This window comes from Pauljensenia sp. C0254C2 (genome assembly GCF_056583835.1).
On sequence record NZ_JBWPJO010000010.1, the window covers coordinates 41,229 to 59,230 of the forward strand.

Annotated in this window: 9 protein-coding genes and 1 pseudogene; 4 read left to right on the forward strand and 6 right to left on the reverse strand. The window is 56.0% G+C overall.

Going from position 1 to position 18,002, the window contains the following annotated elements:
- Nucleotides 1-69: 69 nt before the first annotated feature.
- The gene (locus tag AC1DA5_RS08085; protein ID WP_480289829.1) at nt 70-1,341 is read right to left on the reverse strand and encodes an HNH endonuclease signature motif containing protein; all 1,272 of its coding nucleotides are present in this window, start codon (nt 1,339-1,341) and stop codon (nt 70-72) included.
- Between the two features lie 106 nt (nt 1,342-1,447).
- Nucleotides 1,448-1,912: a maltose acetyltransferase domain-containing protein gene (locus tag AC1DA5_RS08090; RefSeq protein WP_058236243.1), complete on the reverse strand. Its 465-nt coding sequence runs from the start codon at nt 1,910-1,912 to the stop codon at nt 1,448-1,450.
- A gap of 123 nt (nt 1,913-2,035) precedes the next feature.
- On the opposite strand from AC1DA5_RS08090, the gene AC1DA5_RS08095 reads away from it, so the two are divergent.
- Entirely contained in the window at nt 2,036-4,567 is a 2,532-nt protein-coding gene (locus AC1DA5_RS08095) for a DUF4268 domain-containing protein (RefSeq protein WP_058236190.1), read from the forward strand.
- Nucleotides 4,568-5,014: 447 nt separating this feature from the next.
- Here the strand turns inward: AC1DA5_RS08095 and AC1DA5_RS08100 are convergent, their stop codons facing one another.
- Nucleotides 5,015-5,698: a hypothetical protein gene (locus AC1DA5_RS08100; RefSeq protein ID WP_257525367.1), complete on the reverse strand. Its 684-nt coding sequence runs from the start codon at nt 5,696-5,698 to the stop codon at nt 5,015-5,017.
- Nucleotides 5,699-5,922: 224 nt separating this feature from the next.
- A complete protein-coding gene (locus tag AC1DA5_RS08105; protein WP_257525369.1) occupies nt 5,923-7,575 on the reverse strand; it encodes a hypothetical protein in 1,653 nt (550 codons plus the stop codon).
- Here AC1DA5_RS08105 and AC1DA5_RS08110 point away from each other — a divergent pair.
- Nucleotides 7,544-8,902 (forward strand): hypothetical protein, encoded by a 1,359-nt coding sequence (locus AC1DA5_RS08110; RefSeq protein ID WP_154955681.1) that lies wholly within the window; start codon nt 7,544-7,546, stop codon nt 8,900-8,902. The genes AC1DA5_RS08105 and AC1DA5_RS08110 overlap by 32 nt on opposite strands.
- A 2-nt stretch (nt 8,903-8,904) precedes the next feature.
- Entirely contained in the window at nt 8,905-10,356 is a 1,452-nt protein-coding gene (locus AC1DA5_RS08115) for a hypothetical protein (RefSeq protein ID WP_058236193.1), read from the forward strand.
- Nucleotides 10,357-10,574: 218 nt separating this feature from the next.
- Here the strand turns inward: AC1DA5_RS08115 and AC1DA5_RS08120 are convergent, their stop codons facing one another.
- Both AC1DA5_RS08120 and AC1DA5_RS08125 read right to left on the reverse strand, forming a co-directional pair.
- Nucleotides 10,575-11,015, reverse strand: a complete 441-nt coding sequence (locus tag AC1DA5_RS08120) for a hypothetical protein (protein WP_257525370.1) — start codon at nt 11,013-11,015, stop codon at nt 10,575-10,577.
- Nucleotides 11,016-11,635: 620 nt separating this feature from the next.
- A pseudogene (locus AC1DA5_RS08125) lies at nt 11,636-11,890 on the reverse strand (GMP synthase (glutamine-hydrolyzing)); the annotation flags it as partial.
- Between the two features lie 853 nt (nt 11,891-12,743).
- Between AC1DA5_RS08125 and AC1DA5_RS08130 the strand changes: the two are divergent.
- A complete protein-coding gene (locus tag AC1DA5_RS08130) occupies nt 12,744-17,201 on the forward strand; it encodes an LPXTG cell wall anchor domain-containing protein (protein WP_257525371.1) in 4,458 nt (1,485 codons plus the stop codon).
- Nucleotides 17,202-18,002: the final 801 nt, after the last annotated feature.

Here is an 18,002-nt window from a genome sequence, read left to right on the forward strand (position 1 = left end):
CACTTCCTTCACTGTGGTGACGTGCTTATTCCTCTGAACCGATCCTAACGAACCCGCCGCGTTTGCGGCTCATTCCCCTTGAGGCGGCATATGTCCGCGATAGCGGGTAATTCCGTTGACAACGTCGTACCGGAAGCCAAGTGGAGTTGTCCACTGGTACACACCAGGCTCTGGCTGGTCGAGGTCCCAACCTGCATTCGTTTTTGCACGGTGAACACTTCGCGACAGTGGACCCAGATTCGCCAGATTTGTTTGCCCAGCCGAGCCACCTTCCTCATATGGGACCGTATGGTCCAGGTCGCACGAGGTTGAGGGCGTGTTCGAGTAGGGGAATACCTCGAACGGTTCACGCTGAAGCAGTGCCCTGCGCATCGTCGATGTCGGATCGTGCCGGTCACCGGCAGGCAGCGATGAGTAGTCAAGGACGGGGCGAATCGTGACCCGAGTATGCGCAAGCATGGATGCGAGTTGCGCGACGGGAACAGAACCGCCGTCGTCGATACTCGCGCAGTGCGGCGAATCCGGGTAGATATGAGCAACGATCTCAGCTCTGCGCTCAGTTTTCGCTTCACGTCCATTTAACAGTGCCCCCGCCTGCTCGGGGTTCGCCAGCAAGCCGAGTGCACGCGAGCGCCGCTCATCAACCGACTCATCTGGATGCGAGGCGGCCAGCGCAGATGCCAGACTTGCGACGGTGCGGTCAAGATGGAGGGCATCTGTAACGGCGAGTTGCGCATGCATATAGGCGCTGCCAGCTCCCTCGTCCATGTCGAACACGACGCGTCTGGCACGCTCGGCAAGTTCTGCACGCACTTCGATCATCTGCGGGGCAACGCGGGCGATCAGAAGGTTCACGTGACGGGTGATGCGCCCCTGGTTCCATGAGCCGATCTGTCCGAGCAGTTCATCGAGCGTCGCGCATTGAGATTCGCCGAGTGTGGACGTCAGCGAGTGAACATGGCAGGCCTTCCAGACGGGGATTTCAGCATCCATGACTCGGTCCCACAGTCTCGGGAGGCGGAAGCGGACACCAAGTAGCGAGTAGAGTTCCTGCAATGTTTGAGAGGGTGAGCATCCTAAAGCGGCAGCAAGTTCGAGATGGGCGAACTCGGCAATGAGCGGGGTGCCGCTGCTTGAGCGCGGCACAAGAGCCTGCTCTCCTTTGAGCGCGGCAGTGACCGTCAGAATCGTGTCGATGATCATGCGGGCGCGCTCAGCTTCAGCTTTCCGCCAGCGGGCATCCGCCTCGCGCAGTGCGTTCACCTGCTCGATGGCAGCATCAAGCTCACTGGCGGAACCGCCGCCGTCGGGTGCACCTGCACACACACAAGTATCGAACATGTGTTCTATTGTGAGGGATGGCATGTGCATCTGCGTCCCACGAACACCACTTAACGGGACACAATTTAAGTGATGTGTGTCACATTTGAGCCAGCAGGGCGGCTTCCTATTTTCCGTTCAGCTGCGCGTAGTCAATGCGGCGATCTTTGAAGTGGAACTCCTTGTCGCGGTCATTGATTCCAGGCAGGATATTGACACCCGCACCGATCCAGCAGCCTGAGCCGATGCGAACCGGCATGTTGTACTGGTAGCCCTTTCGGCGAAGCTCCGGGATAATCGGGTGTCCCGCCGCTGAGATGGTGACGTTCGGGCCGAACATCGTGTAGACACCGACGTAAATGTGTGTGTCGTCTACGCAGGTGAAGTTGAAGTTGACGTAGATGTTGCTACCGAAGTTCGCGTAGAACGGAGGCTCGATGTAGCAGTTCTCCCCTATTTCAGCGAACATTTCCTTCATCATCGCCTGGCGTTTGACCTGTTCGGATGGGCGCAGCTGATTAAATTCGTGGAGCCGCTCGAGGCATTTCGTTCTTGCATGACGCTCATCGCGCAGTCTTACTTGTCGTGTCAAAGGCGGCTGGTCTGCGAAACATTCTAGAAAAGTCACTGCCTCTTCGCACAGCTCAATGCCACTAAGACGCCGCCGTGCGGTACAGTGCCTCAAAGAACTGTTCGGCGAAAGGCGCCCGCTCTCATGACTATGAACGCATCGGCTCGTTCGCTCATCGGGCTTGTGACAAGCCAGAACTTACGTTTCGTCATCCCTGTCTATCAACGCCCCTACTCGTGGGACGAGGAGCAATGCGAACAATTGTGGGAAGACGTGTTGTCGGTTGGAAAGCGCCCAGATGATAAGCACTTCACCGGTTCTATTGTGTGGATCCAAGATGGTGTGATGTCGGAGGTGACGCCGCTTCTCTTAATCGACGGTCAGCAGCGAGTCACAACTGTCGTACTCCTCATGATTGCGCTGGCTCGATACGCTAAGAACAACCCTGACGAAAAGCTCAACTTTTCCTACTCTCGGCTGGTCAACAAGGGGTACCTGATAGATGACGACAGGCATGGTGACGAGCGTTACAAGCTGCTTTTGTCTCAGGGCGATCGAGCTACCCTTATCTCGTTGCTCGAGCATTTAGTGGACGAGGACTATCGAGTCGTCAACAACTCATCACGTTTAATTGCCAACTTGGAGTTTTTCGAGCGAAAGCTGGCCGCCCTCGACAATCCGAATACAATATGGGATGGTCTGCAGCGTCTTGAAGTTGTATCGATTTCTCTGGATGCAACTCGCGACAATCCTCAGCTCATTTTCGAATCGATGAACTCGACAGGTAAAGATCTTTCGTCAGCCGACCTGATCCGAAACTTTGTCCTCATGGGATTACCCCGAGGCGAACAAGAAAAGCTCTATCAGAACCACTGGCGGCGTATTGAGCAGACCCTTGGCGAAGACACATACGACAGAGTTTTCGATGAATTCATCAGAAACTATCTGACCATTCTGTATGCGCCTGAACCGCTCACGCGTAAAGATGTGTACCCCATTTTCAAGCGCCACGTCACCGAAAACGGGTTTGCCAAGAAAGGGCGGATGGTCAACCTTCTCAGTGAAATGGAAGACGTTGCTCGCTACTACGCGGCAATCACCTCTGGGACCGAGGAGGACCCCCAGCTCAAAGAGCACTTCGACACAATAGCAACACTGGATATGAGCGTCCTCAATCCGCTCCTCCTGTCGTTTTATCAAGATTACGAGGCAGGAGCCTTCGAAAAAGAAGATTTTATCCGCCTGCTTCGTCTGACCGAAAGTTACGTCTTGAGGCGAGCAATTTGCGATGCTCCCACAAATTCGCTGAATAAGTTCTTTCCCAGCATTATCGGAAATCTCAATAAAGTGCAGGAAGAGGGCGGTGATTACGTCGAAGCCTTCCAATCGTTGCTATACATGGCAGCGGGGACCACGCGGCGTTTTCCAACAGATGACGAGTTTTCGCATGCACTACTCACGCGTGACTCTTACCTCTTCAGAAAGTCTTTCTTCCTGCTGACAAATCTTGAGAATTTCCACCACCCTAAAGATCCTCACGATTTCGCATCCGGCTCATACACAATTGAGCACATCATGCCGCAAAATGCGCTTGCTCATTCTGAATGGCGCCAGGCGCTGGGCGAGGCCCCTGAGGAAGGCTTTGAAGCCCTCGTCAACAACATCGGCAACTTGACTGTCACTGCCTACAATTCCGAACTTTCCGACGGTACCTTTACTGAAAAGAAGGAACGCTGCATCGGCGGTTACGCCAACGAATACATGGCGATCTCAGCAGAACTGAAAGATGCAGAGTCATGGGGTGAAGAGGAGATACGAAACAGAGCAGAAAACCTGACTGCAATTGCGCTCAAGCGCTGGCCAGGCCTTGATGTTTCGCCCGATACAGCCGAGCGATACGTCGCGCGCAAGCAGCCAGACAGACGCGCATGGCGAGTCACGATTCATGACCTCGTATCGGCAGGACTTCTTCATGTCGGCGACGTGCTGGAACCCGGTTCTGATCGTTTCACGCAAACAGTGACACTCACCGATAGGGGCGATTTAATCTTGCGCAACGGTGAGAAGTTCTCGAGCCCATCCTCGGCAGCTAGTCGCGTCATCGCCCTCGAAGGAGGTTCTGGAGGACGAAACGGATGGGACTTTTGGCGTCTGAATGACGGTGGTCCCAAGTTGAGCGAAATTCGCCGACGCTATGACGAGGCAGCGACCACGAGCCACCGCGACGCATCCATGGTGGAATTTTGGAACGGTTTCTATGAATACTGTGCGAATCGTCCTGGCTTTACCGAAGCTTTCCGCGACCCGTCGACACGTGAGCCTAATCGCGATAACTGGGCCTCATTTGGCATTGGTCTGCGAAAGTGCGATTTAACAGCATTAGTACGGTTGAGCGGGCAAGAAGTGGCCGTCCAGCTCCACTTTTCTGACGAAGAAAGCTACAAACCCGTCCTCGCACGGCGATCCGACATCGAGAAAGAACTGGAATTCCTCGAGGGTACGTTTGAGTGGGACGAGGGCGACCTCGACAAGACGACCCGCGTTGTGAACGTTGCACGCCCAGCCGATTTGACTGGTGATTCAGTCAATGAGGTGTACGAATGGCTGGCCACAGGTATGCACGCATTGCGGAAGGTAGCGCATCAATTCATAAAGCGGAATCTAGCCTCGATCTAACCCGCTACTCCCACTCTTTCACGCTCGTTTACTGTTGCGTCATTCCAGTTGACTCCAGTTGGCTCGTCGATTTTGACCGTCATACCACCGAATCCCGCTGCGTGACCTCGCGTAGGCGTTTGGGACAAATCCTGGGACAAAAGCGCGAACTATTTCGAAACCGCGAGCCCGCAGTTTCATTTTTGACCCGGGGACAAGAATGGGCTGGTTTTGAGGCTCAGAAACACCCGAAATGGATGCCAAAAGCAACAATCATCCTCATCGACGCCCGTTTAACGAAGTGAATCGTAGCCAGCGGCTTTATCGTCATGCGTTCCCGCAGGTCAGAAGGGATACACAAGAGCGATGACTGAAAGAATCGTCGCAGGTGGCTTCGTGCATGCCCCTAATCACGCTTCGGAACTGCTCAATAAGGCTGATCGCTTCACTTAGTGAACAAAGGAGCCCTCAGTTGATCGGAGCTCGAAAATCAACGATTCCCCAAGTCAGGTACTCCCATTCCCCTTTTTCCTTATCGAGCTCAGGATACTCGCTCAAAAACCTTTCAACGCCCCTTTCCATGCGCGCAAGCAGGGCAGTTAAGTTGATGTTGATCTTTATGCGGCAATCGCCTTCAATTCCATTCGCCTCTGGTGAGCTGGTGGCTCCATATCCAATGACCAGCTGGCTGTCGTCGTTGAAGACCTGTATATCGATCGAATGGAACGGCGAGTATTTTGCCCCCGCGCCGTCAACAACCGAAGATCCGGTATGGAGCACAGCGTTTCGCAGCTGGCAGAAATCGGATGCGGTGAAGTTGTCTTCCCGCATGAGCGCATTCATCGTTCGCTCGATATGGTCTCGACTTTGCTCGCGAGATCGGTCGATGTCGTCAGCCACAGGGGTGCTAGGAAACCCGAGATACCTCGTACACCAATCTCGCTGACCATCTTTATTGCTAGAGTCGATCAAATTCGAACAGACATCTGGAATGGTGACCAGAACCGTCAGGCATGAGATTAGCAGCCCGGCATCGAACGCCAAGCGAGCCTCCCCGATGAGATTTCTCGGCGAGCGCTCAATAATCCGCGGGGCGCCCTGGGGCGCACCCGCTTCGTTTTCGGAAACAGGAAGCAACAGGTCAAGCTCCAAGCACATCGGTTAACCCTCAATCTCTATGCTCTCGCCGCCACCTTTCGGAACCAGCTTCACAGAGTAATCGAGCTGCGCTGCCGTTTGACACAAGGTCTCCACCTTCATAGTCTTCGACTTTAGGCGCTGGTCTAGCGCCTGCGGGGTGAGACCGAGATCGATAGCAAGGGAGCGTTGGGAGCGGCCTTGCTCCTCGAGTATCGACTTGATGGCTTCTGCGGACCTCATAGCTGCAACATCCCCTGGTAGAAGGTCGACGGGAACATGAATTCGCGTTCTTTTTTCTTTTTGTCGTTGTCGAAACGCACGGCGATTCTGTCACTGCCAATCGAAACGACCTCACCATAGCCAAAGCTCTTGTGGAAGATCTGGGTTCCTTCCTCAATCCTGGAAAGGTCGGCTTCAGTGATAACCGGCTCTTCGGGCTCCAATGCCTTGGGCTCGGACTTTTTCGGATAGCCGGAAAGCCACCAGCCGGCCTTGAAGCTCGTTGCCTTACCGCCTTCCAACTTGTAGGTGAACTGCGCGCCGTTCGCGGCAAGCTCGTTCATGACGACGTCGAGCTCACCGCCGCCGATGGCCCAAAGGCTTCCGCCCTTGGGACGGCGATCGGCGATGCGGACGTTGTGGGACTCGAGGACGTCGATGACCCAGTCCTTCTTGACGGGCGCCTCTCCGAGCGTCGTTGCTTTCGCAGTCGACCTCGAAACGCCCGATGCCGACGGTTTGATCGCGGGACTTACCGCAACAGCAGGCGACGGAGCCTCCACCCCAGCGCCGTTGCCCAGAGTGGAACCGTCGGGGGCCACCATCGACTCCTGCTGCTTCGCGTAGAGGTAGTCGTAATTGGACAGAGACGTGTCGTAGAGGCCGACCTTCTCGCCCTCGTGCTTGTTGATGCCAGTGTAGACAAGGCTCGCATCCTCGTAGCGACGGAACTTGTAGACAGCGTCGTTCATGAGGGCGGAATTGAACACGCCAAGCGAGACGAGCAGGTTGAAGTCCGAGACGTCGAGGCCGGTGACCTTCTTGAACAGCCCCGGCTCCAACTGGGTGATGACGTCGTAGAGCGTCTCCTCGCGGTAGTCGGTGAGGTACATGAAGACCGGGATACGCGTGACGAACTTGATCAGCTTCTTCTGTATCTCCTTGCGCTTGGACTTGAACTCCTTCTCCTTCTTGACTTCCTTTACCGCTTCCGACTTGTTGATAATGGTCTTGATGTCGTCGTTGAGGCTTCGGAAGCCCTCGATGCTCATGAGGGCGTTGATTGCCTCGTCGTTGGCGAGCAGGCGTCGTAGCGTGTCGTTATCGACGTTGACGAGCAGCGCCGACTCCCAGCGCTTGGCGAGAAGCGTCGCGGAGGTCCCCGCCATGGCGATGTCGAGGATCTCGGAGGCGTTGATCTCCTTCATACGGCTGCCGTCGTAGGCGAGCACGGGCAGGAAGCGGATGAAGTCGCCGACCTTCTGCTCGGGGCCCTTCTTCTCTGGGGAGAGCTGCGTGGAGTAGTCGGACACCATGGTGAGGGCGCGGTCGAGCGCGAAGTCGAACACGTAGCACTCGTTCTTGACGATCTGCATGTTCCCGTCGTCGTCCTTGACCGTCCAGGGCGACTGCACGCGAAACGCCGTCTGGAAGTAGGTCTCGGCGCTCTTTACGTTGGAGAGCATGAAGACGCCGGTCCATGGCTTCACCGTGACGCCGGTGGTGAGTTTGCCGCAGGACAGCGTGATGGACTTCGATTCGAGCGGGTCGCGCATCGACTTCTGCACGGGCGGCAGGGCAGCAAGGCCGATGCCCGCGCCCGAGCCTGCGCACACGTTGACGCGCAGATAATGACCGGTGGTTAAATCGCTGATAGAGGCCAAATCCATTGGTGGGATAATGGCCTTAGATTGCATATGGAGAAAGGCAGGGGCGATGGGCTTCTTTGATAAAGGCTTCGACCCAATAAAAGAGGCGCAGAAGACTGCGGCTGCTGCAGGAAAAGGAATCGCAAGCGTTGCCGAACAGGCATCGAATGCCGCTCAAAGCGCCGTCGAGCAGACGGGGCAGGCTATCGGGGACATTGCAGGCAAGGCAAAGGGCGCTGTTCAGAGCATTGGGGATGCGATCAAAGACGTCCCGGAGCCGAAGAGCTTCAAATACAACACTGAGTTTGCCGATGAGCGAAACGTTGACGGATCGCCCCAATCTCAAAGGCTAGCTCCGGAACATATGGCGAAAATGCTTGGAGATGTGGCTGAAGGAGCCGCAAACGCTGCAAGCGTGGCAGCGGCCGGTGCCCAAGGCGCTGTCGCCGCCATCGCAGGTAAAGCGGGGGAAATCGCCGATGGGGTCAGGCAAGGCGTCGAGAATGCAAGGGCGAAAGAACCGGATGAGTACGAGCTCACCGTCATCGAATACAACCAAACCTATACCGATCTGGAATCGGGAGGGATCGAGCTCTACCAGTCTAGGCTGAGGAGCATCGACCTGCTGGACCTCGTTACCGACCTGGTGAACTCGATTGCGAACACGCCGAAGTCGTTCGTGGAAGATATCGAAGAGGTGTCACACAAAAAGCGAAGCTTCAAAGAGTCGGCGTCCTTCGCCCGCGAAGAGCTGGACTCGGCACGGAAATCGGCAGCCAGCGCTGGCGCCGGCGTCGCGGCAGGTATGGCCGTTGCCAGCATCGCCCCATCCGCCGCCATGTGGGTTGCCACAACTTTCGGTACCGCCTCCACGGGCACCGCGATCTCTACGCTATCGGGCGCTGCCGCGACAAATGCGGCGATGGCCTGGCTCGGCGGAGGCGCATTGGCCGCCGGAGGCGGCGGAATGGCCGGTGGCACCGCTTTCCTGACAATGGCGGGCCCCATCGGATGGGGCGTCGCAGGCGCCACGTTGCTGACCTCCATCGCTCTCTTTGTGAAAAAGCAGCACGAGATTGCCAGGGAAAAGCACGAAGAGCTCCTGTCGGTGAAGCGGAACACCGAGGCTCTCAGGGAGACGTCCGCAGCAATCGGGGCACTTAAGATAAAGACCAATACCCTTCGCGAAGAGCTGTCCGGGTCCTTTATGCCCTCATGCCGCATGTACGGCGCCGACTACCTTTCCATCTCCGACGACGAGAAACTGGCCCTGGGTGCCTTGGTAAACAACGCGAAGTCCCTGGGCAGCCTCATCGTCGAGAGGGTGGCCGCCCGGGACGGTGAATAGCCATGAATGCAGAGAAGGTACTCAAGAGCTCCCAGGAGCAGGCCGTCGCCGCATGGATCGGCTTGATCAACCAGATGAGAATCGACGACCTCATCGAGAATCTCAACCGCCAAGACCAGAACCTCGATTCCACAATGGAGTCCATGAACTGGGCGCTCGGGAAGATCGAGGACCTCGTCGTTGCGAACAGGGGCGGCAGCAAGGGCATCCATGGGTTCATCGCCGAGGTGGCCGAATGCGGGTTGGAGAATGCGCAGAGCCTCGTCCATGGCGATAAACCGGTAATGGAATGGGTGAACGACAACGGCCCCGCCGACCTTTTGCGCAACGGCGTCGAGATACAGGTCAAGTTCGTGAACGCCGGCGGCAAGTTCTCCTTGGACGCTGTGGCCGCCCATTTGCAGAAGTACCCTGATTTCCTCGACAAAGACGGCATCTATCAGATCCCGAAGGACCATCTCGACGCGGTGCGCTCCCTGTATGAGATGCCAAAGGAGGATGCAGCCAAACTGGCGTCCTCGACCGGCGGCCCATCCTACTCAACCTGGAAGAGCATCCATGAGTTCTTCGACTCAAGCGGGTTCAGTATCGATGACCTTGAAGCCTCCAAATTCGAGTACTCGGAGGTCCAGAAGAACGCTATCGCCGACAAGATGGCCGAGGAGAAGAGCAGGCTCGCAGACGAGAGCGAGCGGATAAAGAAAGACATCTACGAGGAGCACAAGCCCACGCCCCAAGAGGGCGCGAAAGCCGCAGCGGCTGGCGCCGTTCTGGAAGCGGGAACGGCATTCGTCATTTCAATGAAGCGCCATCTCGGGAACGGAAAGCGTATCGACGACTTGACCCAGGATGACTGGGAGGAAATCGCCAAAGATTCCGGCATGGGACTCGTCAAGGGCGGGGTTCGCGGTGGAGCTGTTTATTGGCTGAACAACTACACGGCCACGCCCTCATCTGTCGCAAGCGCGCTGGTCACTGCGTCATTCGGCGTCGCAGAATGCGCTTACAGGTTCCGCAGCGGCGAGCTGACGGAGATCGAGTTTATAGAACGTTCCGAAATCGCGTGCCTCGATGCGTCCGTGAGCGCATTCTCGAGCTTCGTGGGCCAGGTTATCATTCCGATCCCGATTCTGGGCGCCCTCGTCGGCAACGCCGTAGGGGCGACCGTGTACGAATTGGGAAAGGATTTCTATAACAAACGAGAGGCGGAGCTGCTCGCGCACTATGCCCAGGAGCTGAAGGCCCTCGATACAGAGCTCGAAAGCGAATACGCCGCATGCATCAGCGACCTTCGTGAGAATATGATCAAATACATCAGTCTTCTAGAAAAGGCATTCTCCTCGAATTCCGCCATGGCTTTTTCCGGCTCCATTGAGCTGGCGGCAAGCCTTAACGTTCCAGATAGCGAAATCCTGCACATGCGCGAAGAAGTCGATGATTTCTTTCTAAATTAGAATCAGTCAGGTTAAAGAAACAACGGCCGAGCGAAACCCAATCGCTCGGCCGTTTGCCGTCTAGAACGGATGAATCTCCTTGCACTACTATCATGCTCATAACAGCGAATGCTTGCCTAGGCAGGCAAACGGTCATCGTCTACATCACCCACTTGAACACAGCGCGGAACAGCCAGACGAAAAAGCCCAGCGTGACCTTAAGCGCCGCCTTGAGGAACTTACCAAGCCTCTTCATCGACGTCACCCCAATCTTCCTTGACCTTGCGGGCGCCATCCTCGGCGCTCTCTTCCTTCTCTTGCGCGAGCAGCCTCGCCAGCTCGTCCGGCACGCCCGGGACCTCCGCCCTCCCCAGCGCGCGCTGCAGGTCCCTTATCTGCGACTTCAGCGGTTTTGAGGGAGGCCCCACGTGCTCGCGGTAGCAGGCGCCGATCGCAGCCGCGTCACACAGGAAGCCCCGCACCCGGGCGAACGCCTCATCGCCGTCGAGCAGGACGCGACGGGCTTGCCCGAGCTCGGCCTCCGAGGCCAGCATGAAGCGCCACCCGCGGGACCTGCGCGCAGCCGGCATGTCGTCCGCAGGCGCGTCGGCGCGCCAGTCGTCGCGCACCTGGTGCCAGTTCGCCGTGAGCCAGAGCCCCCTCTCGGGCTCCTCGCGCATCTCGAGCTCGAACGCGGCGAAATAGACGAGGCCGCTTACGCCGACTGGAAGACCTCTTTCTGATATCTCCCCAGTTAAATTGACGTTTCCTTGCGAACAGCCTCCGGTTCTCCGGAGGCTGTTCCGTTATTCCCGCATGAAATCGGCACCCCGGAAGCTCTGTTAAGGGAATAATTACGTGCCCGAACACAGCAAGATACGCGGCGTTATTCGGCGGCATTCGGGGTCACTGAAACTGCGGAAACCGATTTTCGCGTTTTATTATTCCCGTTTGTTGACCTGGGCAAATGCAATTGACGAGGGCTTGAATCCACCTCGCAGTTTCAACTTAGTTTCGGCCGCGCGAAATCGCCCCTCGGGGGACCCGAATTGTGAATTATTCCCGCAGGGCCCCATTATTCCCGTACCGCCGAGTGCTCCGCCGTACCGCCCAGTAGGGGCATGCGGGAATAATTGAACCGTTTTCCCAGGTAGGAATGCAAAAAGAAAGCCCTCGAACCAGAGGGGTCGAGGGCTTTTATTCCCACTATTTCGCTGGCGGCTTTGTTCTGAGGCGATGCCGAAACAGCATCAGGTGGTACTCGGCAGCACCAAAACGCGAGTTCAGAAGCCAGTTTCCGCTATTCCCACTCAATCGTTGCCGGCGGCTTGCTGGTCACGTCCAGGACAACGCGGTTGACTTCCGGCACCGCGTTGGTGATGCGGTTGGAGATGCGGGCCAGGACATCGAACGGCAGGCGCGACCAGTCGGCGGTCATAGCATCCTCGCTCGAAACCGGACGAAGGACGATCGGGTGACCGTAGGTGCGGCCATCGCCCTGAACACCAGCCGAGCGGACGTCCGCCAGCAGCACGACGGGCATCTGCCAGACCTCGCTTATTTTCGGATCTGTTCTTCTCAGTCATAGTCAACGCAGTGAACCGCGAATTCGAGGACACCCATCTGCAGTTGTTGCTTATGCTCGCTGATCGTGGGTGCGAGGACACTAAACTACGTCCCTTCCTATATGAGGGTCACGTCGATGGCGCAATCGTCACCTTGCATCACCAGGTGCCGCACCAAATCCAAACTCTCCAAAATGCTCCTATGGTTTTCATCGGCAGACCTACCCAAGCCCCAACCTTTAACTCATGGGTAGACGTAGACAATACTGAGTCTGGACACCTCGGGGCTCGGCGGCTCATCGAAAGGGGTTCTCGCCGTCTGGCAATCATCACCAGCCCGGTAATCCTGGGCAGCGAGTTAGTGGAACGAGTCTCTGGCTAGGCGTCGGCTAATCTCGAAAACCATCCTTATACGCACCTAGAGACAGCTGGAACGTTTCTAATCGGCAGCCCGGTATCAACGGAGCGTGAATGGCGTGACAAAACCAGGAATACGACAGACTCTGCGCCTCGGAACCCTCGACTAACGGGTGAACTTTTTTGATCTACCTAGATTAGTTAACCGAACAGACGGTATTATTCAGTGAGAATGTATTTATTTCTGGCCGACGAATGGCCATCCGCTCACGACCCTGGGGGGAAATAATGGGTGCGACTAGGGAAAGAAAATTGCAAAGCAACGCCGCAATGCCTAAGCGAATCGTTGCTGCATCGTTGTCGCTTATTTTTGCGCTGTTTATGACACCAGCAGCGGCTTTCGCTGAGGATCAAGCCGGGGCGGAGGATGCCACGCCAAGCGCTACCGCGAGGACAACCCTTAGCAGCGCACCAGGGGAAAATGTCGTGGCTGCTTCTCCTCAACCCACCGAGGCGTCAAGCACCCCGACACCAAGCGCCGGCGATTCTGCCGCGTCCCCAACAGCAGAAAACCAAACCCCAGTCTCGTCGACCGCATCTGAGACAACGCTGAAAGCCACTACCGCCAACCAACCGCAATTACGCTCCCCGCAAGGTGTTTCTGAGGTTTGGGTAGATAGCAAAGCGGGCTCAGACGACAATGATGGCAGTCAAACCGCCGCCGTCAAAACTCTTGAGAAAGCGCTTGGTCTAGTATCCGATGGCGGGACGATACATACCGTCGGCGCGTTCACGTCCGGCACTGACCTGGCTATCAACAAGAACGTCACATTCACAGGCTCTGGCAATTTTCTAACCATCACAAGTGGTGCGAAACTAAGCGCCCCAGGCAAGACGGTCACAATGACCGGCTACAACACCGCATTGACCATCCAGGCTGGCGCTGAGCTTAACGATGGCAACTACATCCTCGACCGCAACACCATCGGCTTCGACCTAAAAGGCAAAATTAACGGCACCTCACGCGAGGCTTTAACTATCTCGGCAAAGAACAGCTTGGGGCGAGGGTTTGTCTATAACTCAGACGCCAGGTTCATCAATTGCACGGTGGACGTCCAAGCCACACCCGGAAAAAGCGAACAGTACGCCGGCCTCTACATGACGAATTCCTCGCTTACCACCCGCGGCGTTTGGTATTACTTCGACCCGGACAAGGGCAAAGGCGGGGTACACCTCGACCACTCTGACTTTTATGCTTACAAAGCTACAGGAGTCAGAGCCTACAAAAATACCCTCGCCCTATTGGGCGCGTCTGAGCTAGTCAACGGCTCCACTCTCACTGCCGATGGCTCACGCATCACGGTCTCGGCGAAATTATCGGTGACCGACTCAAAGGTAGTCATCAAGAACAGCACGGACGGCGGCCTGAACGTCAACTACAAGCCTGGCGAGGCGACATTCACCAACTCTGTGCTGGAAACCACCAACATGAAGTATTACCCCTCCTATGGCGCTGGGCAGTCGTCAGGGCCGTGCTCGATCACCTTTACTGGCAATAGCGTGGTCAATACCGACGCCAGCAATAACACTGCTGACAATGGCGGGGCTAACCGTGGCACCGGAAGCTCTTACGTGGTTACCGGCGGGTCATATTTGATTGCCTATAGCCCCGATTTCAACCACGATGTCGTTACGCCAACCAACGGCGACCAAAACGGTAACGAATGGCTTTCGCTATTCACGCTGGCGGACAACACCATTAATACCGTGAACCCGATCAACGCCAACGGCGTCAGGTACAACTATTCGGTAGCGCAGGCCTCCAAAGACGGGCAAAAGCACATTTGGGCGCCAGCCGCCACAGCCACCTTCAAATTGCAAAACGCTAATGCGTCTTTCGCCGACGGCACCACCGCTGACAAGGCGAAATCAACCGTTCGCGGCTACAAACTCGACGATGTGACGGGTAACACTGACCCCGACACACCAACTGACGCTAACGGCGTAAAGTTCCTAGGCTGGTTCTATAAGGACGCGGCAGGCGCAGAGCATACTTTCGATTATGCGAATGCCCAGCTCGATACCAACATCGAGGTTTATGCGAAATGGGACGCAAAAACCGTCATTTACCACAATGGTGCAGGTGAAGAGTACATCCAAAATGTTGACCCCAACGACACCACGGCCACTGCCCTAGCTTTCGACGAAGTCGCCGCCAAGGTCAGCGCCTTTGTACCGGCAGGAAAGACATTCGTAAAGTGGACGACGGCGCCAGACGGCTCTGGTGACGAGGTCGCACCGGGCGCTGGGCTAACATTCGCTGCAGAGACCACCCAAATTGACTTGTACGCCCAATATAAAGACAACGAATACCGGGTCGCTTTCTCGGCTAACGGCGGGATTTTCTCTGAAACAAGCATATTCAAGACAAATCCTGAAGAGTTTACTGTTGAGACCGACGCCAGCGGCGGCGAGATTGCCGTTCTGAAACAGCCAGCTACATACGGGCAGAAGTTCCGCACACTGCTGACTAAGGTGACTTATGGCGACATCACCCCAGCCAAGGCGGACGCCAAGAAATTGGGGTATTTGCTAGCCAACCAGTCTTATTGGAGCAAGGCTGCCGGCGCAGGCGGTTCGGGCGTCCGGTTTGATGACTCCAGCTTCTTTGGCATCAAGATACCTGGCGCAAACCCAGATATTACGGCTGACACCACGTATTACTTGTCTTGGAAAACTGACCCAACAGTGCTCGAGACCAAAGCGGATCTGACGATTGACGCCGATATGTGGGCTGACTCGATTGACGCGACCACCAAGATAAAGCGGGTTTACACGGAGGGCTCGAAGAGCACCTTCGAGATTACCGGAGCCGTTGATCCCGCCGGTATAAAGAACCAAATGACGGGCATAGAAGGGGTCTTCCCAGAGAACGCTAAGACCCCGGACAAGATTGCATTGTCCAGCCTGAGCTCGACGTTCACCGCGTCCATCACTTTCCCGGATGGCGTAGCTATCCCAGCTAACCCCACCGTTGAGATGGCGGGGTTGGGCGATTGCTTCGAGCTTGCAGGCACTAGCGTAACCGGTCAAACAGTGGACGTAACTTTCAAGTTAAAGCCCGGCATCAAAAACTACAAGCAGCTAAAGGATGCCGTCTTTTCGACCGGAGCTGGAAATCGAAACCTGATTACGGCCACCGTCAAAGGTCTAACCTTGGACGCCGCACAGGTGACCAACGGCCAAGAAATCACTGTAACCGGAACTGTCAAAGGCAATTTCAACGCTGTCGCGCAAGGCTCGACAGCCAGTAAAGTGTCTGCTCGTAGCGCTAGGGCGCTCTTTAGGGCTCAGGCAGAAAACCCTGCACCCAGGTTGCATAGATTCACTTTCACCTGGACAGGTGACCAAACCGATACGGCCAAGGACGTTCGCGCCAAGGACGACTCCACAATCCAGCAAACCTTGCTGGTGGTTAAACCTTATGAAGCTGTACTGCCTGGCGACATTCTGGTCGGAAACGACACTGAGAACACTCACGTTTATGACGCTTTTCAAGGCGAGAATATTGATTTCACCGGCACCCTAGGCTCTGAGGTCGTCAAGAATCAGATGAACGCGATTGAGCTCCAATACCCTGGTGTCACAAACTTGTCGAGCATCAACCTTAGCGATGTGGCTTCGACATTTGCCGCCTCTTTCACGATTCCGGACGGCATGACCTTACCCGATAACCTAACCAAAGATACGGTGAAAGCCGAAGGTCTTGCCGACACATTCACTATCTCTGACGTTTCAGTGGAGGGTAAAACCGTCACAGTGACCATGACACTTAAGAGCGGGATTGTGAATTATCAGCAGCTCAAGGACGCCGTCAACAAGATTGACTCGACCATGAAGGTGACGATCCCGGGCGTAACCGTGAATAAGGACGTCTCAGGCGGCACACAGCTGACTGTAAGTGGCGAAGTGTCTGGCACATTCAACGCCCTGGCAACCTCAGCCGCTGGCACACAGCGGGAGTTCTTCTTCAAGTGGATTGGGGAACAAACACCCGAGGGCAAAGACGTGATGGCACCCGCCAACAGCAAGGCTATCCAGTTCACTGTGCAAGTCCCGTCGCCGATAGCTGGCGAGCTGCCCGGCGACATGCTGGTCGGCACCGACACCGAGCATGATGAAGTCATTACCCTGCCTCAAGGTTCCACATTCGACCTGACCGGTGCCCTGCAAGTGACGCCTATTCATGAACAGATGGGCGGAATTGAAGCCTTGTATCCTGAGGTTAATCACGATGAAATCGCTCTGGACGTGAAAGACTTCTCGTTCGTCGCCACGTTCACTATTCCGGATGGCATGAGCCTGCCGGCCAATCTCGACGCCACACAGGTTAGGGTTGCCGATTTCGGTGCTGGCTTCACAGTCAAAGATGTGACAGCTAACGCCCAGACCGTAACCGTCGTCTTCGCACTGACTGACCCCGCCGCCATCAAGACTTATTCCGATCTTGAACAGGTTGTGGACGCCGCCGGCGGTGCGGAAGGTTGGATGAAGATTACCGTCCCTGGAATCATGATTGACGAAGATGCGGACGTTGACGCGAACCTGACCATTGTCGGCACAGTAGAGGGTAGATTCAGCGCGATGGCCACCTCAAAATCTGGCACGCGAAAAGCATTCTCATTCACTTGGGACGCAATCCAGTGGCCGGACGGCAAGGACGCAGTAGCAACTGACGACGACACGATCCAGCTAACCGTCAAGGTCTCCAAAAGCTCTGTGGTACCAAACGAGCCAGGCGAAGAGGGCTCCACAGCGGTGAAGAGAGTGCGTCGCAAAATGCCTAAGACCGGCGCTAGCGGATTGTCAGCAATTCTTGCTTTGGGACTAGCCGCTGCCGCCGGTGCAGGTTTGGCATCCAGAAAAGTACGTGCGCTTAACTAACGCTGCCATTAGCAGAGATTCCACACTCCCGCGTATTCGACATTGCGTACAGTGGCACGTTGCGCACTCCAACGCTTCCGTCATCCCGGGCGGTAGCGCGAAAGGCGCATGCTTCGCGAAATCACGCTGGTACCCCTCTTACAATGCCGGTTTGAATCATACGCACCTCCGCGAGTCCCGCATTCTGCGCGAAGGCGTCAACCGCCGCCGGCATGCCCCCGACCACGTAGTATTGGCGTAACAGCGCCGTAAGTTTTGACACAAACGATTTCACGCTGTCGGTGTTCTCGGAATCCAGTAGCTTCCGCAGAGGGACGTTCCCGGTTGCATCGAAAAAACTCGCGGAAGCTCAACGGGTAAAGGTTCAGCGCATCGCGCCTTACCCACGGGGTAACCGGATCATTTATGAGCTGAGAGATTAAGGAGAGAGCCGGCCGCTGCCACCGCATAATCCGGCGCCTCCGGACTAAAGCGATTAGACCATTTCCGCATATTATTCTTGATGTCTCGCCGGTTACCCCGAATTTGCCAAGATGCCTTTTCAAATGACCGGGATCTATTCCCACTCAACTGTCACAAGGCTAGTTTCCACACGCTAACAGTTTGTCGTCTCGTGCTCGCCCGTGCCGCTGCGTGCTCGCTCGTGGCGTTTCGTTATTGGGGAGTATTCTCACGAAGCGGCTCCAAGGGTGTACTCACCTGTACTCACCACTGAGTACACTTTCTGTACTCAGCCCTCGGGGAGTGATCACGAGACCCTCGGGGAGTAGTCACAGCCGCAGGTCAGTGATGGGGAGTATT

Bases quoted from the DNA above. Each gene is read 5' to 3' on its own strand.
- AC1DA5_RS08095 (WP_058236190.1), top strand. From the start codon at position 2,036: ATGACTATGAACGCATCGGCTCGTTCGCTCATCGGGCTTGTGACAAGC.
- AC1DA5_RS08105 (WP_257525369.1), bottom strand. From the start codon at position 7,575: ATGGATTTGGCCTCTATCAGCGATTTAACCACCGGTCATTATCTGCGC.
- AC1DA5_RS08115 (WP_058236193.1), top strand. From the start codon at position 8,905: ATGAATGCAGAGAAGGTACTCAAGAGCTCCCAGGAGCAGGCCGTCGCC.
- AC1DA5_RS08120 (WP_257525370.1), bottom strand. From the start codon at position 11,015: ATGCGCGAGGAGCCCGAGAGGGGGCTCTGGCTCACGGCGAACTGGCAC.
- AC1DA5_RS08085 (WP_480289829.1), bottom strand. From the start codon at position 1,341: ATGTTCGATACTTGTGTGTGTGCAGGTGCACCCGACGGCGGCGGTTCC.